Source organism: Methyloglobulus morosus KoM1, from assembly GCF_000496735.2.
GTDB lineage: Bacteria > Pseudomonadota > Gammaproteobacteria > Methylococcales > Methylomonadaceae > Methyloglobulus > Methyloglobulus morosus.
The window spans coordinates 1-22217 of sequence record NZ_AYLO01000105.1; the positions used below are offsets into that span (position 1 = coordinate 1).

20 protein-coding genes and 1 tRNA gene are annotated in these 22217 nt (G+C 46.3%); 9 read left to right on the forward strand and 12 right to left on the reverse strand.

Features of this window, described 5'->3' with window-relative positions; translation table 11 throughout:
- Positions 1–294: 294 nt before the first annotated feature.
- From MGMO_RS13555 to MGMO_RS13570, 4 genes are all read left to right on the forward strand, one after another.
- Positions 295–840: a general stress protein gene (locus MGMO_RS13555; protein ID WP_023495623.1), complete on the forward strand. Its 546-nt coding sequence runs from the start codon at positions 295–297 to the stop codon at positions 838–840.
- A gap of 23 nt (positions 841–863) precedes the next feature.
- On the forward strand, positions 864–1430 hold the full coding sequence (locus tag MGMO_RS13560; protein ID WP_023495624.1) for a septal ring lytic transglycosylase RlpA family protein: 567 nt from the start codon (positions 864–866) through the stop codon (positions 1428–1430).
- Positions 1431–2090: 660 nt separating this feature from the next.
- Positions 2091–2900 (forward strand): esterase/lipase family protein, encoded by an 810-nt coding sequence (locus MGMO_RS13565; RefSeq protein WP_200922738.1) that lies wholly within the window; start codon positions 2091–2093, stop codon positions 2898–2900.
- Between the two features lie 236 nt (positions 2901–3136).
- Positions 3137–4042 carry a HEAT repeat domain-containing protein gene (locus MGMO_RS13570; protein WP_152976368.1) on the forward strand — a complete coding sequence of 302 codons (906 nt, stop codon included), beginning with the start codon at positions 3137–3139 and terminating at the stop codon, positions 4040–4042.
- 120 nt (positions 4043–4162) lie between these two features.
- Here the strand turns inward: MGMO_RS13570 and MGMO_RS13575 are convergent, their stop codons facing one another.
- Complete coding sequence (locus tag MGMO_RS13575) at positions 4163–4822, reverse strand: hypothetical protein (RefSeq protein ID WP_055725660.1); 660 nt, start codon at positions 4820–4822, stop codon at positions 4163–4165.
- 381 nt (positions 4823–5203) lie between these two features.
- On the opposite strand from MGMO_RS13575, the gene MGMO_RS13580 reads away from it, so the two are divergent.
- Positions 5204–5959 (forward strand): hypothetical protein, encoded by a 756-nt coding sequence (locus tag MGMO_RS13580; RefSeq protein WP_023495628.1) that lies wholly within the window; start codon positions 5204–5206, stop codon positions 5957–5959.
- Between the two features lie 543 nt (positions 5960–6502).
- Here the strand turns inward: MGMO_RS13580 and MGMO_RS13585 are convergent.
- The 10 genes from MGMO_RS13585 to MGMO_RS13630 form a co-directional block, all read right to left on the reverse strand.
- Entirely contained in the window at positions 6503–7546 is a 1044-nt protein-coding gene (locus MGMO_RS13585; protein WP_023495629.1) for a catalase family protein, read from the reverse strand.
- 575 nt (positions 7547–8121) lie between these two features.
- Positions 8122–8197 (reverse strand) — tRNA-Thr (locus tag MGMO_RS13590).
- Positions 8198–8452: 255 nt separating this feature from the next.
- Positions 8453–10666, reverse strand: coding sequence for a YgiQ family radical SAM protein (locus tag MGMO_RS13595; protein ID WP_023495630.1), 2214 nt, complete (start codon positions 10664–10666; stop codon positions 8453–8455).
- On the reverse strand, positions 10663–11466 hold the full coding sequence (locus tag MGMO_RS13600; RefSeq protein ID WP_023495631.1) for a spermine/spermidine synthase domain-containing protein: 804 nt from the start codon (positions 11464–11466) through the stop codon (positions 10663–10665). The genes MGMO_RS13595 and MGMO_RS13600 overlap by 4 nt, the downstream gene beginning before the upstream one ends.
- A gap of 666 nt (positions 11467–12132) precedes the next feature.
- Complete coding sequence (locus MGMO_RS13605; RefSeq protein WP_023495632.1) at positions 12133–12576, reverse strand: ferritin family protein; 444 nt, start codon at positions 12574–12576, stop codon at positions 12133–12135.
- A gap of 536 nt (positions 12577–13112) precedes the next feature.
- Positions 13113–13454, reverse strand: a complete 342-nt coding sequence (locus MGMO_RS13610; protein WP_023495633.1) for a zinc ribbon domain-containing protein YjdM — start codon at positions 13452–13454, stop codon at positions 13113–13115.
- 174 nt (positions 13455–13628) lie between these two features.
- Positions 13629–13823: a hypothetical protein gene (locus tag MGMO_RS13615; protein WP_023495634.1), complete on the reverse strand. Its 195-nt coding sequence runs from the start codon at positions 13821–13823 to the stop codon at positions 13629–13631.
- Positions 13813–14082, reverse strand: coding sequence for a BrnT family toxin (locus MGMO_RS13620; protein ID WP_023495635.1), 270 nt, complete (start codon positions 14080–14082; stop codon positions 13813–13815). Before MGMO_RS13620 ends, MGMO_RS13615 begins: the two co-directional genes overlap by 11 nt.
- Positions 14083–14093: 11 nt before the next feature.
- Complete coding sequence (aspS, locus tag MGMO_RS13625; RefSeq protein ID WP_023495636.1) at positions 14094–15878, reverse strand: aspartate--tRNA ligase; 1785 nt, start codon at positions 15876–15878, stop codon at positions 14094–14096.
- 71 nt (positions 15879–15949) lie between these two features.
- Positions 15950–16201 (reverse strand): FmdB family zinc ribbon protein, encoded by a 252-nt coding sequence (locus MGMO_RS13630; protein ID WP_023495637.1) that lies wholly within the window; start codon positions 16199–16201, stop codon positions 15950–15952.
- 111 nt (positions 16202–16312) lie between these two features.
- Here MGMO_RS13630 and pyrC point away from each other — a divergent pair, with 111 nt between their 5' ends.
- The 3 genes from pyrC to MGMO_RS13645 all read left to right on the forward strand — a co-directional run bounded on the left by pyrC (position 16313) and on the right by MGMO_RS13645 (position 20316).
- The gene (gene pyrC, locus MGMO_RS13635) at positions 16313–17359 is read left to right on the forward strand and encodes a dihydroorotase (RefSeq protein WP_023495638.1); all 1047 of its coding nucleotides are present in this window, start codon (positions 16313–16315) and stop codon (positions 17357–17359) included.
- A 281-nt stretch (positions 17360–17640) separates the two neighbouring features.
- Positions 17641–18153 carry a transcriptional repressor gene (locus tag MGMO_RS13640; protein ID WP_023495639.1) on the forward strand — a complete coding sequence of 171 codons (513 nt, stop codon included), beginning with the start codon at positions 17641–17643 and terminating at the stop codon, positions 18151–18153.
- An 84-nt stretch (positions 18154–18237) separates the two neighbouring features.
- The gene (locus tag MGMO_RS13645; protein WP_023495640.1) at positions 18238–20316 is read left to right on the forward strand and encodes a TonB-dependent receptor; all 2079 of its coding nucleotides are present in this window, start codon (positions 18238–18240) and stop codon (positions 20314–20316) included.
- A 355-nt stretch (positions 20317–20671) separates the two neighbouring features.
- Here MGMO_RS13645 and MGMO_RS13650 read toward each other — a convergent pair whose 3' ends face one another.
- On the reverse strand, positions 20672–21466 hold the full coding sequence (locus tag MGMO_RS13650) for an MlaA family lipoprotein (RefSeq protein ID WP_023495641.1): 795 nt from the start codon (positions 21464–21466) through the stop codon (positions 20672–20674).
- 101 nt (positions 21467–21567) lie between these two features.
- Here MGMO_RS13650 and rnt point away from each other — a divergent pair, with 101 nt between their 5' ends.
- Positions 21568–22206 (forward strand): ribonuclease T, encoded by a 639-nt coding sequence (gene rnt / locus MGMO_RS13655; RefSeq protein ID WP_023495642.1) that lies wholly within the window; start codon positions 21568–21570, stop codon positions 22204–22206.
- Positions 22207–22217 lie beyond the last annotated feature (11 nt).

Sequence of the window (22217 nt, forward strand, 5' to 3'; positions counted from 1 at the left end):
GAAGTGCTACAGCAAAAGCAAAGACATGCTTAAATATTCCGTCATGCTTTTGATGCTCAAATGGAACGGCGAGCTAAAGCCTATACTTTATTAACAATGCCAATTAAGGATGAGTTTTTAAAGCAGAAGTCACAATGAGTTACCTTCCTTAGCTAAGGAAGGTGGTGGTGTTAAAACTCAAAGTCAATGTAAAGATTTGCCTATATGATCTAAGAAGCATCTATTCAAGGTAGATGACAGAGCCTCGCGCAGGTAAAGCTGCGCTTTTTTTAAACCAAACCTCAAAGAAACATCATGACCCTAAAACATAACTCAGTGGTTGGCATTTTTGCCAACCACCAAGATGCCGAAAATGCAGTCAAGGAATTACAGAAGTCAGGCTGCGACATGAAAAAACTTTCCGTCGTAGGGAAGGATTATCACACCGAAGAAAACGTAATCGGCTATTACAACACCGGCGATCGGATGGCATCATGGGGTAAGTTTGGGCTATTTTGGGGCTGGATGTGGGGAATCCTGTTTGGCTCTGCCTTTTTATTTATTCCAGGCGTTGGCCCCGTGATGATTGGTGGCCCTTTGGTAAGCTGGATCATCGGCGCTCTCGGCACGGCAGCTGTTGTTGGTGGAATTAGCGCTCTTGGAGGTGCTCTTGCAAGTATCGGTATCCCTCATGACAGCATCCTTCAGTACGAAACTGCACTCAAAGCCAACAAGTTCATTCTCATCGTAAACGGAACGATGGACGAGGTCGATAAGGCAAAAGGCATCTTGACACAGAACAAGGCCGAAGAAGCAAATGTACATAAAGAAGTTGCTGGAGTACATCCAGAGCCAGCCTAATACGATCTTCACTAGAAACATTTATGACAACTAATCAAGATTCGAAAATTCACATGATATTCAGTTTGATTTCCGGTTCAACGCGTTGGTCTTGTAAAAGGGTGGACGTAACCTGTTTTGCCATCCTCCTCGGAAAATGGCTTTCTGTTACTGCACCGATAACGTTGGTCAGTGCTTTGGCAATTTTCGGTTGCAGTGCCGAAAACTCTATGGAGCAAAGTAAACAAGCACAGCAAGAGAAAAGCCATGTCGCCAACAAATCCATCCGTAAGGAGGTCGGCGAAGCATCCTGGTATGGCCCAGGATTTCAAGGCAAAGAGACCGCCAATGGCGAGACCTTCGACCAAAAAGAAATGACGGCGGCTCACCCGAGTTTGCCGATGGGCACTAAAGCCGAAGTGACCAACCTAGAGAATGGCAAAAAGGTCGAGGTCAAGATCAATGACCGTGGCCCCTACGCTGATGGTCGCGTCATTGACCTGTCCGGCGCAGCGGCAAAAAAACTAGATATGAAAAAGGACGGCAGCACTCAAGTTAAAATTGAAACTACCAAGAAAAGTTCAACCAAACAGGCCGACAAATCAAAATAGGGAACCCTAAAAGTCAATTCATTGAGTTATGGGTAAACGCCAAAATGTGAATTATATGTATGGATAAAATTATGTGGATCATCGGTGCGGTACCGTACAGTCTTTGTTAATTAACGTGTGTATTCCGAAAGAATAATTATCTTGCGATTCCTAAACTGGGCTATTTCAACAAAGCCGTAGTCAAAAAACTCCCGTATGTTTGATACCGCACAGAGACCCAGCGATAGCTCTGTTACCCTATTTCAGACCTCAGATGTTTCGGTTGTATCCCACGTGGCATCCCTTAGAAATTTTACCCGTTAACGATTTTCATGTTTTTGTGCCATTAGGAGTATTGTGATGAACTTATTAAAACGTTTGTGCTGCCTTATTCAAGGCTTTGGTGTTTGTGTATTGCTGCTAATCACCTGGGTTGAGGTGGCCAGTGCAACAACCGCAAGTGCGAAGCCTGCAAAAGTTGTTTTATTGCTGCACGGTATGACTTCCAATCAGTCAACCTGGAATAATCTGGTTAATAACCAAGCGGGGTTTGATGGCAGGTGTAAGAATCCCCGTATCCTTAATTTTTCAACAGTAAAATTGCCTCGGAATAGCGAAGGGATTTACTGCATGCGTTTTAATTTTGGTAGCCTGGATCGGATCAGCACAGCACCCAAAGGCTTGGACAATTCCTCCTGCTCACGCGCTGGTGGATGCTCCGGTGATTATTCGACTTTTGATACCTTGGGCGAAGAAATTGCGTCCGTAATCGACCGCATCAAAAGCAGATTGGGTCCTGATACCCAGGTTGTTTTACTGGGACACAGCCGTGGCGGGGTGGCAGCCCGGGCTTTTTTACAAAGCGATAGCCCAGCTAAAACCAATGTAGTCGGCCTTATCACAACCGGTACGCCCCATGCCGGATCACCTTTGGGGCGGTATTATGCCTATATGAATAAAAATTGCTTGCCGGAATCAAATTTTAACTCGATATTTGACAATAGTGACTGCGCCCAAGATTGGCGTTTTACTAATCTTATTATTAAGAAAATTGGCGATATCAATTTAAAAATCCCCACCATTAATTTTTTATCCGATTCGTCCACCGAGATCACGACATTGAATGCCAATGTCGACAAATTACCGGCAATTAAATTTACACAAATTGTATATGACAAACTCAACTTTGGTTGCTTGGGCGGCGGTTTTTTTGATACTGAAACAAGTTGTGGTTTCAATATGTTTACAAATGCTGCTGGGCCTTCCGATGCCGGCTTAAATACTATATTGAATGGTCGGGCACGCAGCTCATTTGTAGGAGATGGGATTGTACCTGTTGTTAGCCAAAGGATGAGTGGCTTGGTAGGCTGGAATCAGCCCATCAGAAATTTTAGGTATACAAAACGTATACATACTGCAGAACCAAAACGAGTTCTCGACTTATCAAGGGCGCTGAATAATATGTACAAGCGGTTAGGTTGGATACGATGAATAAGGCTTTGGGTACGCTAAACCACATGGCATCTGCATGTCAGTGCTGATGACCACAAATCCTTGGTGATCATATTATGGTAAGTTTTAAAAAATATCCTGGCACTCTTTTGCTGTTGTTATTGCTTGGGGTGGTTATCTGTTCGATCAATTTGTGGGGATTACCGTTATTTAGCACAAGAACCGATCACGTAAAATCAACATTTCAGCCTCCAGATCCGACAGTAAAGTCGCTTGTGAACGCGAAACAAGCTGTTCCAGAAAAGTTTAGTAATCCTTTAAATGAAGACAGAAAACAGGATTTTTCTTTGCTATCAACTGAAGCGATATGGAAAAATCTGTTGGCAGGTTTTCAGGACGGAAAAAAAGTACAAATAGGCTTAGAAAATGCGCTTATCGAACGTTTACGCACAGAACCGGATAATGCGATTTACAAGGAGCTTTTGTCACTGTTTAGGCAAGGGTCATTGGCGGGTTTTGCCCAACAAGTGTTGGTAAGCCTATTGGGGGAAGTCGGCAATTACAAGTCGGCTGAGACATTAATGAGCCTAGTCAATGAAACTTTGTTAGAGGAAGCAGATGTCAAGTTGGCGGCATTTGATGCTATCAGTAAATTCTCTCCGGAATTATGGTATGAAAACCCTAACACAGAGTTGGCCCCTGTATTTGAGGCAGCCTGGCAAACTGAGAACGCAGATTTTTGGCCATCCATAGCCAATGTCATGGCCAGTATAGGGACACCTGCCACCCTGGATATTTTCGTTGAGACATTGGCTGACAATACCCATGCGGAGCGGGTGGCCGTCGTAAAGCAGGCCATGACAAATATAGTCAACCCAGCCCTGATACCCAAACTGGCTGATTTACTGGAAAACCCATCATTTAAAAACGTGCAATTGGCCAGTGGCAATGCCTTGGCTAATATGGGGGAGATAGGTGCGGCTTCGGCATTACTTGATTGGTCTGCTGGAGTTGATGCGGGAAAGGCTGAGTTGGTCAAGCAATGGTTTGAAACAGCAATGAACACAACGCCAGAATTTATTGGTTTCTTGGAAACAAATTTACCTGCCCAAAAGTTTTCCTCACCTGAAATTAAGCAGGCTATCAGTTTAGTGCTGAAAGATATTAAAAATGGCGTTTAGTTAGCAAACTGACTAGGGGCTGTCCTCATTCAAACCAAATCAACGGGCTGACTAGGCTCAACATAGCCAGAAAATGAACCTTGGTTTCTGACGACAGAAATTTTGTCAACCCCACAAAAACTAGTGGCGTATTCTACGACCCATACTCAATAACGCTAAAAGGCAAGGTCCCATAAACCAAAATGCGCCCACGATAGGGACTTTGCTGGGGGTTGCGCTTCCCAGCGTTAGGTTGTCAAAAAGAGCGTATTCCGGTGGCCCGCCAAAAACAACTGACTTTGCTATACCCTTGAATTGCAAACCAATTGGATTCCAGTGGCAATAGTAACCGGAAGGGTTATTGGTGCAGCCTTGGTCGAAATTTGTGCTTAAGTGGAGCGACCCTAACAATTCGCCTGTTCCGTTTTGGCCACCATAAATATCAGCTGATGCGCTTTCATGGGATGAATAGCTGTAGAAAAAAGAGAAGCCGGTGTCAAAACCGGATGCTACGTTCATCGTTGCAACACCACCGTTACGGAAGACGGCAACGGTACTTGCTGAGGGTTCGTTGGCAAAATTGCCGCTATATTTAAAGTCGACATTCGAGTCGATTAATCCGGTCGCATCATTTGAGAAATGTATTCCGTAATTTTGGCCAGAAGCTCCCGAACTGCTTTTGCCGCCATTGTAAAAGTCATTGATTGATGCTTGATCACCGACACCCTCGAAGTCGAGGACAATAGCGGCAGAGAGCGATTTGCAGGTAAAAAGGGTAGCGACCAAAAAGAGTCTTTTCATGTCTATTTTCATAAAGTTAATACTAAATGGCAAAATACTATACCTTTCGAACTTCTAGATCAGAGGCTAATAAGAAAAAACCAACAATCAGAATCCGCCAGTCTGAAAGTACATAAAAACTCTCTCTTCCTAGCTATTTCGTGGGCCACTTTTTCTCCACCATACGGATATATTTTTTATTCCACTATTGGCAGTAGGGTTGCCTAATACTATTCGCAGAACGTAAGTAATTGGTAATATAAAACCATTGTTCCAAAGGCTGCTTTGGGGGTAAATATTTTCAATCCAGCATTCTACTGGGGGAGTGTGAGATTATGCTATGATTATGAAACAAAGGTATACTTAAATAAAATTTTATTGCCATCTGGCGGGTTCCTGCACATGATTACTTTGCGCTCGATTTGTTTCTTTAGTGTGCTTTTTTGTGTGGTGTTGCCGCTCTATGCCGTAGCCATGCCAAGCACGCATATTTATGTAATTGTGTCGCTGGTGGACAATGCATCACAAGGCATAGAGCCTGTTCCTGCAAAAATTGGCGATGGGAATAATCCGAGCAGCAATCTGTATTGGGGCGCGGCTTATGGCGTGAAAACTTTTTTGAGCAAGGCGAATGGTTGGCGAAGGTTGGAGTGCGAAAAAAATATTAACGATACTATTTTAGAGCGCTGCCAGTTTGCCTGGAAGGACAACCTCACCGTTACCGCAGATGCTTATCGAGGCAACCGGATTGACCAGGCGATGCTTGACTTTATGCAACAAGCAGCCACTCCCCCCAATTCGACAAAGCGTGAAATGGTCGTTTTCATCGGCCATGATGGCTTGATGGACATCCAAAACCAGCCCATCATTCAACGCTTTCCGAAACACCCCAGGCACGATAAACAAGCAGTTGCCTTGGCCTGCATGAGTGAGGAGTATTTCTCAGCGCATTTGCTTGCCGCAGGTTCCAGGCCGGTGGTAACCACTTTTAGCTTCATGGCGCCAGAAGCCTATGTGTTGGAAGCGATTGCACGGGGTTTTGCAAACCAGGCGAGTGAAGCGGAATTGCGCAGTTCTGCCGGCACTGCTTACGCCAAATACCAGCGTATCTCAGCGAAGGCTGGAAAGGCAATTTTTGTGGCAAAAAATTCAAACTAGCGTAACCTTCTCATCATTTCTTTCGCTTTGTTCCTGTTGCCTATTTTCTCACTGGCCTGCCTGTGCCTTGGTAAAATTTAAGTTTGGTGATCTTGCCCCGAATTCACGGACATTCCACTAAGCGATTTTTTTGTTTTCATTTTCTTCAGGCAACTGGGCTGAGATCAATTTTAAGTGAAGCCGTTTGCGATTGTAATACACTTCAATGTATTCGAACACTTGATACCCAGCATCAAAACGAGTTTTAATGCGTTCGTCGGACGGCTTCGACTAAACGTGACGATGGTAAAGGCCGCGCACAAGTTGCCAGTGAATACTTGACTGCAGGTATAGGAAGCTACCGACTTAGCGAAACAATCCACCTAGAAGCCTAGTTTACCTGAAAGCCGCGTAATAAAATCGTCGGCTTAGGAATTACAAGGAAAGGGGCTGAATAGCCGCATTTTTTGACAATTTATATTTGTGTCAACGAATGCTTGTTATCTAATTTATGGATGCCCTGTACTTTATTGGGCTATCAATCGAAAGCGGGAATACAGTTGATCAAAAACCTGTCGGCTCACGGCGCGGTTCGACATTGAGCTCATGGCGAACACGGGAGACCGTATCGTATACCGTTTTGCGAACACGGTTAATACCACCCAGGGGCTGGTGCTCAGGGATGGTGTGCCAAGGCGTGAAAGATAAATTTTCGCAGAACGATACCTGATTTGGCGAGTCAAACTTCTGACGTGGAATTGTGATCTTTGCCACAGGAATAAACGGCGAATCCTCCTCACTCCATTCAACAGTGGGATCCTCAATGGGCATTTTCATTGGATGTTTGCGTAACTGAACCATAAAGTCAAAGCATGCATCGCCTTGGTCAAGTTGCTTCGACATATTTTCGCGCAGAAAATTTGGAGAGGAGGTCTCCCTGAAGGTAGAGGTGGCACTGCAAGAACGAACGGAAAATTTCATTGCCTTGTCACCATTTCGATATGGAGTCGTACTCCAATATTGTGTGTCCAGCGGGTTGACAACTTCTTTACGCCTGATATCGTTGGCGATTCCTAATTCGTGCAGACGGAAATTGAAGGGATTCAATCCGGGGAAAAAGTACTTGAAAATATTGTCTTCCGAAAGAGCCTTCTGAAAATCGACATAGTCTGCCGCATTTCGCACGAAAAACACCGGATGATTAATCATGACAAAATCTTGTGTACCGGACTCGCTGCTTTTCACGCCCATAAGCTTAATCGCCATTCCACGGGCATCACCGACGGAGTCGTCTTGCACTTTCCCAGAACCGTTGGAATAGCGTATCCATGCAGGGTAATCGAGAAACCCCTTGAAGATTCCGACCTGCACTTCCTCGGGCAACTTATGCAAAACGCTAAACTTCGCCTGCACACAACCGTTGGCCTTGGGATGGGCATCCCTGTGGGCAGCACCGTTCTTGGATTCAGTCCGGACACTTTCTTCTGTCATCCGCACAATCTGCTGGATAGCACCGTCCTCGTTCGCTGGAACTTGCTCGATGCTGGATGCTAAAGCAGGGAAGGTAGAAAAAATAGCCAAGTGCAACAGAAAGACTTTGCTAAACATACCTAATTAACTATATAAATTAATGTTTTCATATTAACCTCTTGCTTGGTATTTTGATCGGTAACTCGATAAGTTTCGAGACTGTTCGTAGATAGCCATCATTCAAAATTCTTTTTTAAATCTAACAGTATTGGCTAATACAGTTGGTACGTTATCGCACATAAGTAAAGCATGTTGTAAGAGTAATGGTTTAGTCATGGCGGTCGAAACGTGGAGAACGGCAAGAAACCGTTGTAGGCGGTTTGTGCCGTCATGCACAAACTGCTCCACGCAATACACGGGATGTTGAAACACGATGAACCTTTTGACAACAAGCGTTTTTATGCTATTCCGGCATCTGACGGATAGTCAAAAAAACCAAATTGGTTTGACTTTGAACAGAGTATCTATCGCTTGTGGGGACTACTCGGCTTCCCGCCTCGCAGCGGATGTATTGCCCTTTATCAAATCCGATTTTTATGACGGCAGAATGCCTATTTTGAGGTAATTTTTTCTCAACTGCTTATTATATGCTTATTAATTTTTCAGTAGGCAATAAAAAAGCCCTTCGATTTCTCGTAAGGGCTTATTTTATATGGAGCTGGTGATGGGACTCGAACCCGCGACCGGCTGATTACAAATCAGCTGCTCTACCAACTGAGCTACACCAGCTTAGCCGCACATTATACACAAAATATTTCCTTTGAACAGTTTATAAGTGTCAGGAATTATTATCAAGGTAGCTATTAAAATCACGGTTCGACCATTTCCACGCCACTAACCTGACCAATGATTTCCGCCAATTTTGTTGATCTAGCTCAACTATATAAAGCCGTAACCATAAATGATTTTAATTCGTAAAATATCCAATCCAGCATATTCAGTTTAATAAGCTTGTCGGATATATTGTTCGAATGTTTCCTATGGTTATCGTTTTCCTTTGCCGACATTGTTTGCGCGCACTGGTTTAGGCGTTGCATTTTTGTGGTCAAATCCAGTATGTTTAGTTTTAAAAGGCTGTGTTTTGCCTGTAGAAACTTCAAAGCCTTTCGGTTGAAAGTTAGGTATCAGATGATGCTTGCCATTACCGATAAGGTCACTGCGTCCCATGTTTTTCAATGCGTCACGCAATAAAGGCCAATTCTTGGGATCGTGATAACGTAAGAAAGCTTTATGCAATCGGCGTTGTTTTTCGCCTTTTGGGATAGCGATATTGTCTGTCTTGTAGCTGACTTTCCTCAGGGTGTCTTTGCCGGAATGGTACATGGCGGTGGCGATTGCCATGGGTGAAGGCAAAAAGGCTTGTACTTGGTCTGCCCTGAAACCGTTCCGTTTCAGCCATAACGCCAAGTTCAACATATCGTTATCGGTCGTGCCGGGGTGGGCGGCAATAAAATAAGGAATTAAGTATTGCTCTTTGCCGGCTTCTTTTGAATACTTGTCGAACATCTCTTTAAAACGGTCATAACTCCCCATACCCGGTTTCATCATTTTGGACAAGGGGCCTTGCTCGGTGTGTTCGGGAGCGATCTTGAGATAGCCACCGACATGATGGGTAACCAATTCCTTGACGTATTCGGGCGATGTGACAGCGAGATCGTAACGCAAACCTGATGCAATAAAGATTTTTTTGATGCCCGGCAAGGCCCTGGCACGTTTATACAATTGGATAAGCGGGGCATGGTCGGTATTGAGGTTGGGGCAAATGCCGGGGAAAACGCACGATGGTAAGCGACAAGCGGATTCGATTTTAGGGTCTTTGCAAGCCAGCCGGTACATATTGGCGGTAGGGCCGCCGAGATCAGAAATATGGCCGGTGAAATTGGGCGAGGTGTCGCGGATGGCTTCGATTTCCTTGATAATGGAGTCTTCCGAACGGCTTTGGATGATGCGGCCTTCATGTTCGGTAATCGAGCAAAAGGTACAGCCACCAAAACAGCCTCGCATGATGTTGACGGAGTGTTGGATCATCTCAAACGCCGGGACGTTGGCATTGCCGTATTCTTGATGCGGAACGCGCGAATAAGGCAAATCATAGACACTATCCATTTCTTTTGTGGTCAATGGAATAGGGGGAGGGTTAACCCAAATATGCCTCGTTCCATGTTGTTGAATTAATGGGCGGGCATTGCCCGGATTCGTTTCACCATGCATTACGCGGGATGCATGGGCATATAGGATTGGATCGTCGGCAACCGCTTCATAAGCGGGCAAACGGATCACTGTTAAGGCCCGTTGCGCTTTTGCTAACAAATGCCTGTCAAACCGGATGATATTTTCATTAGCCTGCAGGTAAGCCGGTTTTTTGTCGGCAGCACGGGTTCCCGACTCGTCGCTGCGCTCCCGCCCTTCCTGGCGGTCGCAATCGGGTTCTATTTGATAAGGGTCAGGGATAGGCGACAGCACACCCGGCTTATCGAGTGAAGTGGAATCTTTAACTGTCCAGCCTTCGGGAATTTGCTTTACATAATGGACAGTTCCCCGAATTCCGGTAAGTTCGGAAATGGCTTCACCATTTGCCAAGCGATGGGCGATCTCGACAATCTGTCGCTCGGCATTGCCATAGACCAGCAAATCGGCCTTGGAATCCAACAATACCGATTTGCGAACCTTATCCGACCAGTAATCGTAATGTGCGATCCGTCGTAAACTGGCTTCGATACCGCCAATGATAATCGGCACATCCTTATGCGCTTCTCGGCAGCGATGCGAATAGACATTAACCGCCCTGTCAGGCCGCTTGCCCGCTATGCCACTGGGCGTGTATGCATCGTTAGAGCGGATTTTTTTATCGGAGGTATAGCGGTTGACCATAGAATCCATATTGCCCCCCGTCACCCCAAAAAACAGGTTGGGGCGACCTAGCTTGGTAAATTCCTTGGCACTCGTCCAATCGGGCTGGGAAATAATGCCAACCCTGAAGCCTTGCGTTTCCAATAAGCGCCCGATCAACGCCATGCCAAAGCTGGGATGGTCTATGTAAGCATCGCCCGTCACCAGGATAACGTCGCAAGTATCCCAGCCCAGACCGTCCATTTCCTCACGGCTCATGGGCAACATAGGCGCGACACCAAAGCGTTGCGCCCAGTATTTGCGATAACCGAAAAGGTAAGGTGCATCTTGAGAATAGGGGGAGATCATTTTGTCAAAACTGCTTGAATGGAACGGGAATTATGCGTATTAAAATCTTTTACATAGTTGGGAAATTCGATTTGGTACTGCTGCTCAAGTTCAACCGCCCGTGCCTTAAGGGCCTTCATATCGAACTTGCCTGTGCGTTGTTTGAGCGCCACGGCTATCATATTGCCGCGTTTGCGAACCGGTAAGACCAATACCTTCTGGTTAAAAATCTGTTCCAGCCAATTTAAACAAGAACCAAACGCCGTCGTTTCGTTTCCCCACAAGTTGATGACCAATATGCCGTCCGGTTTCAACAGGATGTTACACGCATCAAAAAAAGCGGCGGAAACGACCGAATCTGCCAGCCCTTCACTATCAAACGTGTCTATCAGGATTAGATCGTGCTGCGCCGGACCCGATTGCGCGTGATGCCGAACATAATTCCCGGCATCGTCAACAATGACTTTCAAGCGTGTATCCAAAGGCAATCCAAAGTGACTACGGGCAATTTTAACTACGCTTGCCCGGTATTCAACGGCATGGAGACGGCATTCCGGGAAATGATATAGCAAGTGCCTAGCTAATGAGCCACCACCCAAACCTAAAATGAGCGCATCATTTACCGTTTCCTTGAACAATAACCAACTGGTCATTGCCCGGGTATAAGGCAGATGGAGGCTTTCGGGATCGGTAAGGGAGATGCTGCTTTGACGGGAGGTTGAGCCAAAATGCAAAGATCGAATGCCCTTTTCTTCAACGACCTCAAGGACACCCTCATCGTCATGGTTTTGGTAAATCACCAAACCATCGTATTTGTACATAGATTTAAAACAGGAATGCGTAACTTAATCTACCATTATACACGAGTTAGCAAGATGTACGTGACGTGTTAAAAGGTTTCGTTTGTTTGGGCTTTCAATCACTTTGCCGCATAGCGACTATGTGTGACAAGCCAAATCATCAAGGACTGGATATATTCCACGACCTACCGTATGGATGAATTAACCAGGGTGCATCCCATTCATCAAATTAACCAAAAGGTTAAATGGTCAAGCTTATGTTTTAGTGTGTTAGTGACTTGCCATAAGATCCCGTATGGCAGGTATGGACAAAACCCCGAACAGATTCAGCAATGACTCAGCCAGTGCCTTGGAAATTATCGGCAACGAAAACGGGTATGGATCAACATGCCCATTTGGGGTTTTCTATTCACCAACTAAGCGGCATCCCGACCATTTTTGCGAAGAATTTGTGTTTACGGCACTCATCTCCCTGACGTCGCATACCAATGGTATAAATACACCAAACTGTTGATTCACGCCGATAGGGCAGGTGTGTCAAACGGGAACAAATAGGGATTCTACGATGGCTGGCGAGCGGGGCTCGATCAGAGATTGTGGCGATAATATAAATAAGGTGGACTAGTCGCGCCCATGACGCGGCTAGTCCGTACTGCCTATGTAGCTCCGTCTCGTCTAACGGCCTTTTTAAGCGGGTATCGCTTCCAATACTCGGTCTAAAGACCGTATGTGTAATTGTTGGTTAGGAAGCAATTTGTTTTCGATCAAAGAACGAATATCAGTAGGCAAAGTGGAATCTTTTAATGCTTCGGAATAATAGGCTTCCCCGGTTTTTTCTCCTGCAAGCAATACTTTTAACGCCGATCTTTTACCTAATAACTCTGCATTTTCCAGGACTAATTTCGGCCAATTGCCCCAAGTGCCTGAACTTTTATGGGGGGAGCCCCCCAGTTTAACGATTTGTTCTTGTAGCATAGAAACCGCCGCTTTATGGTCTCCTAGCATGGGTGTAATAGAGTTTCTCATGAACTGACCGCCAGGAAAATCTAATTCTTCCAAAGCTTTTTGATAAGTTTCCGTTGCTGACAACTCATCTTCCAGTAATTTTTCGATTGTTGTGGTGTTTTGCATAATAATGCTCCTCTGAGGTGATGTCTTGATGACGCTATATGGCATTACCAAGCTAAAGCGTTGGCTGACGCTTCTTCAGTCGGCGGAATAGTTTTTTCATCATAGAGACATAAAATTATTCTACCTAATCAAATGGTTAATGGTTGATGTCGGTTTTAGATATCAACGCACTACCGGCTTGATTTTTCTTTATACACCTTACGACTTAATGTCCCGCATTTAGTTTCATAACCAAGCAGGAGAGGGCGTGTCGTTCTCTAGCTTAGGCTCGACAAAAAGCACGAATTACAGGGCGGTAGCGTAACAAAAAAGCCATACTGTTGCCGGAAAAGAGGAGCGGAATTTTGCTATTTTCACCGGTATTACGGCGATTTTGGTAGTTTATTTTTTCCGCAATTTGAGTTTTTTGATATGTGAATGACCCACTATTTATTGATTTCTTCGCTCAGCCACGTCAATACGTTTCAGCTCAGGGAAACAAACGACAAAGCCGTCCTTAACATTATTCATTTGACATAGCCAACATTCATACTTAATCACGCCTTCTTTACAAACTCGGATTTCAGTTTCATTGCGCCGATGCCATCGATTTTGCAATCAATATCGTGATCGCCATCGACTAGGCGAATATTTTTAACCCTCGTCCCAACTTTCACAACCAGGGATGAACCTTTAACCTTGAGGTCTTTGATGACAGTCACGGTATCGCCATCCTGGAGCAGATTGCCGTTACTGTCCTTGATTGAACGCACATCGTCGTCGCCTTGAATTTGCGCAGCCTGTGGCCATTCGTGAGCACATTCAGGGCAGATATAATTGGTTTCGTCGGAATAGGTATATTTCGAGCCGCATTTCGGACAATCAGGTAGTTGGGTCATTATATATTTTTATCTTATTGATTTAATGAATAATATGGTTGAAGTGGGCTGACGAACGCCAAAAAATAGTACGTTTAAACCCGTAAGTTGCGCTAATTGTAGGATGCTGCTGACGAAAGAGGCGCATCCGTTCGCGGTTACTGCATCCATCATGCCGAAAAAGCATTAGGGACATTAAAGATGATGTTCTTCGGCAAATTTCCGTAAAGCGCGATTGACTGCTTCAGATGTTGGAAATAGCTTATGCAACTCAGGCTCGACCAAAACGATATTTGTTCCTTCCTTATAGCGGCTGGCATATTTGCCACGTATGCCTGATTTGATAAGTTCCGACGAATATTCTGGTTTTAAGGTGTCTTCATTGTTCATAGGTGTTACGCTCTAGGCGAGTCATTGGTCGTGCCGAAATAATTCTAATCGTTTCTAACCTTTCCGTGAATGATACGACGAGAAAATTGCCTTTCAAAGATGCTCCAAACAGTAAGAAACGCTCTTCCTCATCCGAATGGTCTGGATCACGAACGCATGAAGAAAGCTCATCTGCAAATACTTCACTCGCTTCGAGAAAGGATACGCCATGCTTCTTTTTGTTAGCAAGCTCCTTTTTTTCATCCCATTCAAAATCCATTTCCTAATGAATTATTTTTCTTTACCCGCTGGCTTAATCAACCTTATTCCCAATTCCTTTAACTGCTCGTCCGTGACAACAGCAGGGGCACTGACCAACGGACAGGCCGCCGATTGGGTTTTCGGGAAGGCGATGACATCGCGGATAGAAGTCGATCCGGTCATCAACATAACCAGCCTATCAAGACCGAAGGCCAAACCGCCGTGTGGTGGTGCACCATATTTCAAGGCATCCAAGAGGAAGCCGAATTTTTCCCGGGCTTCTTCTTCACCGATGCCTAAAATTTCAAACACGGTTGATTGCATGGCGGTGCGGTTGATACGGATGGAGCCGCCGCCGACTTCCGTGCCGTTCAACACGAGGTCATAAGCGCGCGATAAGGCTATGCCAGGGTTGGCAACAAGTTCTTCCGCTGAACAACTGGGGGCGGTGAAAGGATGATGGATGGCGTTGTAACGTCCGGTTTTTTCATCCCAGTCGAACATCGGGAAATCGACGACCCAAACGGGTTTCCATTCGCCCTCTAACAGATTCAGGTCGTGGCCTAGTTTGACCCGCAACGCGCCCATTGCCTCATTAACGATGCCGGCTTTGTCCGCGCCGAAGAAAATAAGGTCGCCATTTTGTGCGTTGGTTTTGGCCAATACACTCGACCAGACTTCAGCAGGGGCAAATTTGACGATAGGTGATTGCAAGCCGTCGATGCCGGCAGCAAGGTCGTTCACCTTGATGTAAGCCAAGCCTTTTGCACCATAAATGCTGACGTACTTAGTCAAGTCTTCAATATCCTTACGGCTGAGTTTTTCGCCGCCGTTAGGCACGCGCAAGGCTACCACGCGGCCTTTCGGGTCGTTTGCGGGCGCGGAGAACACCTTGAAATCGACAGATTTCATGTCTTCGGCAATATCGACCAATTCCAGCGGAATCCGTAAATCAGGGCGGTCGATACCGTATTTGGAAACCGCTTCTTGATAACTCATGCGCGGAAATTCGGCATCCAGCTCCACATTGATGACTTTCGCAAACAATTGGCGGATCATTTCTTCCATGATGGTCATGATTTCGTCCTCGTCCATGAACGAGGTTTCGATATCCAACTGGGTAAACTCCGGTTGCCTATCGGCGCGAAGGTCTTCGTCGCGGAAACAACGTACGACTTGATAATAACGATCCATCCCCGCCACCATGAGGATTTGCTTATAAAGCTGGGGCGATTGCGGCAGCGCAAAAAATGCATTCTCATGGGTGCGGCTAGGAACGATATAATCGCGTGCGCCTTCAGGCGTCGCCTTGGTTAAATAAGGCGTTTCAATTTCAAAGAATTCATTGTCGTCCAGGAAATTACGCAATACGCGGGTCACATCGCGCCGCACTTTCATTTTTTCCTGCATGGCAACCCGGCGGAGGTCGATATAACGATAACGCAAGCGCAGTTCTTCGTTGACTTCTATCTCGCTTTCTACAGGGAATGGCGGGGTTTCTGATTCGTTCAGCACTTCAATTTGCTTAGCCAAAATTTCAATCTCGCCGGAGACCATATTGGGATTGACGGTACCTGCTGGCCGGTTACGAACTAAGCCCGTAATGGATAATACGTATTCGCTACGGACATGTTCCGCTGTTGCGAATGCATCGGCGACATCGGGATCGACCACCACTTGCACCAAGCCCGCCCGATCCCTCAGGTCGATAAATATGACGCCGCCGTGGTCGCGCCGTCTGTGTACCCACCCGTTGATCGTGACGGTTGTACCTAGTTGTTGTTTGTTAAGTTCGCCGCACTTGTGGGTACGCATAGTGGAAAGTCCCTGTGTTTGTTTTAATGAGGTATAGCAAAAATTGTGCGGATGTCCGCTTCCTGGCGATTTTAATCGCCAGCCGTTGAGTTGGTCGTGCCGGTCGAACTGGACGTGTCGCCAGCGACATTCTTCTTGCTACCGCTTTTAAAGTCGGTTTCATACCAGCCGCCGCCTTTTAAGCGGAATCCAGCGGCAGAAATTTTCTTCGTTAAGTCTGGCTTATTACATGCAGGACATTCAGTTAACGGTGCTTCACTGAGTTTTTGCAGTGCTTCGTATTCGTGTCCGCAGGATCGGCATTGGTATTCGTAAATTGGCATATTCTCTCCAATTGAAAAAATCTATTAAACCCTAATAAATGGGGCTTATATTAGTCATTTCAAGGTTATTGACTATAAAATGATGCTATTTTACAGACATCTCCCCAAATAATGAAAACATTAACCCTTACTCGCCCAGACGATTGGCATTTACATGTCAGGACTGGCACGATTTTGAAAACGGTGTTGCCGTATACTGCTCGGCAATTCGCCCGTGCCGTCATCATGCCTAATTTGAAACCGCCGGTCACGACGGTCGATCAGGCATTAGCGTACCGGGATGAAATACGGGCAGCCGTGCCCAAGGGTCTGGATTTTACGCCGCTCATGACGTTGTACCTGACCGCTGCAACCACGGAAGCGGAGATTAAAAAAGCGTCGGAATCTGAAATCATCCACGCTTTCAAATTATATCCAGCGGGAGCGACTACCCATTCGGATTCGGGTGTTGCCGATATTGTCGCGGCTTATCTGCTGTTTGGGGCAATGGAAAAACACCAAATACCGCTGCTCATCCATGGCGAAGTGACGGATGCAGATTGTGATATTTTCGATAGGGAACGGCTGTTTATAGACAGGTATCTGGGCGACATCATAAAACATTTCCCTGATTTGCGCGTTGTCCTGGAACACGTCACAACGGCTGAAGCGGTACAATTTGTCGAATCCGCCGGCAATAACGTCGCTGCAACCATTACCCCGCAGCATTTACTGTACAACCGCAATGCCCTGTTTGCTGGCGGTATCCGTCCTCATCATTATTGTTTACCCGTATTGAAACGCGAGCAACACCGTTTAGCCTTAGTCTCTGCGGCAACCAGCGGCAATCCCAAATTCTTTTTAGGCACAGACAGCGCCCCGCACATAATCGAGACCAAAGAAAACGCTTGCGGTTGCGCGGGCTGTTTCAGCGCACCCGTCGCTTTGGAACTTTATGCTGAGGCATTTGAATCAGTCGATGCTTTAGACAAGCTGGAAGGCTTTGCCAGTTTTTACGGTGCCGATTTCTATCGCTTACCTAGGAATAGCGGAACGATCACATTGAAAAAATCCAGTTGGGATGTGCCGTCGAGTTATGGTGAAAATGGTGTTTCGATTGCACCGCTAAAGGCGAATGAATTCATGAGTTGGAAAGCTCAATACTTTGACAGCCATTAGTAAATACGGTTGTAAAGAATGAGGTTATTGTTGATGTTTTTATAGGGCGGTTTAGGTAAGCAAACCACTAATATCCCTGAGAAGTAAAAATATCCTATGTTTCGTCAGCAGCGGTTTCGATGTACTATGTATTTTAGTGCGGTAAATGACCAAGGCTAAAATGGATGTGCTGGCGGTTATTCTATTTTCATGGGATGTTCAAGTTCGATCAAGGTAATTCTTGACCTAGCTTGTCATGATTTTGGGCTGGCATCATAGTTATGATGAAGTAATAGTGTGTTATGGATGTAATCTCAGTTAAGTCCGACATCAGTGATTGCGGCTATCCGTATGGACACGATCACAGCCAGTGCGTTCATGAAGCCATGCTGGCGGCAGAGCAATTGTGCCAGCAACGCGGCGTACCGCTGACTCCCATTCGTCAGCAAGTGCTGGCATTGATTTGGGACAGCCATAAAGCCGTAAAAGCATACGAATTGCTTGATCGGCTCAAGTTTCACCAAGCCACCGCCAAACCGATCACGGTATATAGGGCTCTGGATTTTTTGATCGAGCAAGGGCTGATACACCGCATTGAAAGCCTTAACGCCTTTATCGGGTGTCGTTGTCCTGCATTCCAACATGAACAATTATTGTTGATCTGTCAGCAATGCAATGAAGTCGAAGAACGTCCCGCCAGCCAAGTGATGCAGTCCTTGTCGCAAGAAATCAATGCGGCCAATTTCATCGTGCACAGCAAAGCTATTGAGATTCACGGCATCTGCCAAAAATGCGCAGCGTTAGGCCTTAAATAATAAGTGGCGGCAGGAAGGCTCCTGTTGCCATGACGATTGTTATGTAATAACATTACATCAATAGTTTTAATAACCGACTCCCACATGAAGCATAGATTCGTCACTATCTGTTTCCTTCTGTCCAATGCATTAGTCCAAATCGCTAACGCTGACGACTTATCGCCACCCCAGCAACTTGAGGAAGTCGTTGTTTACGGCAACGGCCTTAAACAAGCGACCGCAAAATCAGCCAGGCCGATGACGGTATTGGACGGTGAGGCGTTGCGTACCAAAGTTGGGCAAACCATAGGCGATACCTTAAGCAACGAATTGGGCATTACTAGCCAATCATTTGGGGCTGGCGTGGGTACGCCCGTTATTCGAGGCCAATCAGGCTCACGGGTACGGGTCATGCAAAACAGTATTGGCAACAATGATGCCTCTAACTTAAGCCCCGACCATGCCAATGGTGTTGACCCCATCATTGCGGAACGGGTGGAAGTGTTGCGTGGCCCTTCCACCCTGCTTTACGGCAATGGCGCAATCGGCGGGATAGTCAACGTCATCGACAACCGAATTCCAGAATCCGTACCGGATAAAGTTATAGGCGGAGCAGGCGAGCAACGGTATAACTCGGTAAGTGATGAAACTTCCAGCGCATTGAAACTGGAAGGCGGAAAAAGCGGTTTTGCTTATCATTTAGATGGCTTTTACCGCGACCAAGGCAATACCCATATCGGCGGTTTGGCGATAGATGAGGCGGCGGTCAGGCAATTCGATCCCAGTTTTAACAGCATACCGATCGGCCAATTACAAAATTCAGACGGCGTAATTGATAACACACAAGCGCGTTCACGAGGTGGTTCGGTCGGGTTGACATATATCGGCGATGCTGGATTGGCCGGGGCGGCAACCAACCACCTGGACAAAGTCTATGGTATCGCGCCGAATGGAAAGGGCGGTGAACCTGTCACAATCAACTTGAAGCAAACCAAATATGATTTCAAGGCACAACTCAATCAGCCGTTTACCTTTGCCCAAGAAATCCGCATGAAATTAGGTTACACCGATTACCGACATGATGAACTGGATGGCAGGCAGATTGGCGCAACATTTTTGAACAAATCCTTTGAAAGCCGACTGGAACTTGAACACCTATCGATTGGCAAGGTCAAGGGAACCGTTGGTTTTCAATCGGTCAACAGCGTGTTTGAAGGGCTGGGCGAAGGCAAGAATATCGTGCCCAAATCAAACATCGATTCCTATGCCTTATTTGCGGTTGAATCTTTAGCCGTGGGCAAAGTTAAATATGAACTGGGTGGGCGTGTTGAAGGCCAGACTGTTGCCCCAGAAAATCGCAATAGCCTTTCTTATATTCCCGTCAGCGCTTCGGCTTCGGCCTTATGGGATATTGCCGACCATCATCAAGTGAGCTTGGCGTTTACGCACTCCCAACGTGCCCCGCAAGTGCAAGAATTGCTCACAAACGGTTTTCATGACGCCACTCGTAGTTTTGAACGCGGGAATGTCGGCTTGAGCAAAGAATTGTCTAATAACCTGGATTTAGGCTACCGCTTTAACAGTGACTGGGTGACAGCGGAAATTAACCTGTTCCAAAATTGGGTCGGCGATTACATCTATCAACAACGCTCATCCAGCCAGTTATTTAATGATGCGGACGGCCGCTTTGTTACACGGGGTACGGGATGTGCAGGGTGCTTCCCGGTTTTGGGCACCCAACAAGCGGATGCCATGTTTAAAGGCTTCGAGGCTCAAACGATATTCCCGCTGATGCAAAACAAGTATGGCGCACTCGACCTGACCCTGTTCGGTGATTATACCCGTGGTACGTTTGACCGGGGCGGCAATGTACCTAGAATGCCGCCTCTGCGCTATGGGCTGCAATTGAGTTACGAGAAGGACGGGTGGTCTGGCAATGTTCGCTTAACCCGTGGCGAAGCACAAAAGAATGCCGGAGCAAATGAAACAAACACTGATGGTTATTTGTTGCTGAATGTGGGCTGTCAATACCGTTTAGCTGATTTTCAGGGTACTGAAATAACGTTTTTTGCCAAAGGAAAAAATCTGTTGAACGAAAATATCCGAAATTCGACTTCTTATCTGCGTAATTTCGCGCCGGAGCCAGGGCGTGGCGTTGAACTGGGTTTACGTGTCAGCTATTAGGGTATTGCGAAGGTCAGGAGGGCGCGGAAATTCTGTTTTTAGCCAAGTTTTTGAGAGTATTGCCACATTCTTTGCTACCGAAAGATACGCGGTAAAGAGACCAGCCCTATGATGCATCCAGCGATCCTGTAATAAAACTCGTGCAGGGGTCAGGGCAAACCAGTCCTCAGCACGGGTATTTTGCCGTGCCTTTCATTGTTTTTGGTTTGGCGGGGGGTGTGGTATTTCAGTAAGTTTGACTAACTGAGCCTTATCCAAGGACAATAAAAAAGGGGTGTGAGCCCCTTTTTACTGGCCATAAAAATACGGGTATTATCAATAAGTCAATTTTTTGTCCGTATTCGGAGAGATAAGGTTAGCGTGGATGTGGGTCAAGTGGCGCTAAGCTGCCGGCTTCGGGATTTTCCAGTGGATCACCATCGCCTTCTGGGAGATTGCCGTCGTTAACCAAGAAGTTTCGGCGTTGGAAATAAGCGTTCTTGATGAATTCATAACGGTCAACTGAAGCTGCTTCGGCGACGACTTTTTCAGTGGCGAGATTATCGGCGCGTTTGTCGATAGCATTCAATACGTAATAACCGCTGCTAATTGCGGCTTCTACGCCGCTGCTCATTCCTGGGAAAGTGCCGAATCCGACATAGGTCGCGGGATTTGCGGCTGCATCGCCAATCAACCCGAACACTCCTCTGGGCGAGCTAGGGCCGAGTAATGGCAATACCAGATAAGGCCCTACCGGAACTCCCCAAACGCCTAATGTCTGGTCAAAATCTTCATGATGCTTGGGCAGATCTATCATGGACGCGACATCAATCAACCCACCTACGCCTGCTGTAGTATTCACCAGAAAACGCGTGCTATCCATACCGGTTTGTGCCAGCTTGAATTGCAGAAGGTCATTGATAGTGACGGAAATGTCATTGATATTGTTAAAAAAATTCGATACGCCTTCGTCGGCAAACTCTGGCATGATCCAGTTGTAACCTTTAGCGACGGGCTTCATGGCGTAGGTGTCAAACTTATCGTTAAACGATTGCATGCCCCTGTTCCAGCCTTCCAATGGATCGCTGCTTTTGTTGGTTGTCGCGCACCCCGACAAAAAGATAAAAAACACAAGGCTTATTGCCCGCATCACAACTGCTTTTTTCTGCATTTTATGCCCCTTATTGGCTATTATTTTTGTTTTGACCTAACAACGGTTAACATACCGAAGGCTAGAGTCACTAATGACCGCTTAAAAATAATTATACTTAAATGACAACTTCCACAATCCCCATCGACAAACGCTTTAGAGGTTACCTGCCCGTTGTCATTGATATAGAAACGGCAGGGTTCAACGCCAAAAAACATGCGTTGCTGGAAATTGCTGCCGTGATTGTCGAGTTTGATGACAACCGCGACCTTTTCATTACCGAACGCCATAGCACTCACGTCATCCCGTTTAAAAACGCTGAACTGGATGAAGCGGCCCTCAGGTTTAATGGCATAGACCCGCATCACCCATTCCGTATGGCGGTTGAGGAGCTAGAAGCCCTGCAAGCGCTATTTAATCCTATCGCAAAAGCCATCAAGCGCAACAATTGTAAACGCGCTATCCTGGTTGGCCACAATCCCGCTTTCGACATTGCTTTTCTCAATGCCGCCATCCACCGCACTAAAATAAAACGCAGCCCTTTCCATCCGTTCAGCACATTCGATACGGCAACCCTGGGTGGGCTTGTTTACCAACAGACAGTCTTATCGAAAATTGTCCAGTCTGCGGGGTTGTCTTGGGAGGACGAAAAAGCCCATTCGGCCCTTTACGATGCCGAAAAAACCGCCGAATTGTTTTGCCTGATAGTTAACCGATGGAAACAACTTGAAGCCGTCGTTACCGCAAACGAAGAACAGTAACGAACTACCGC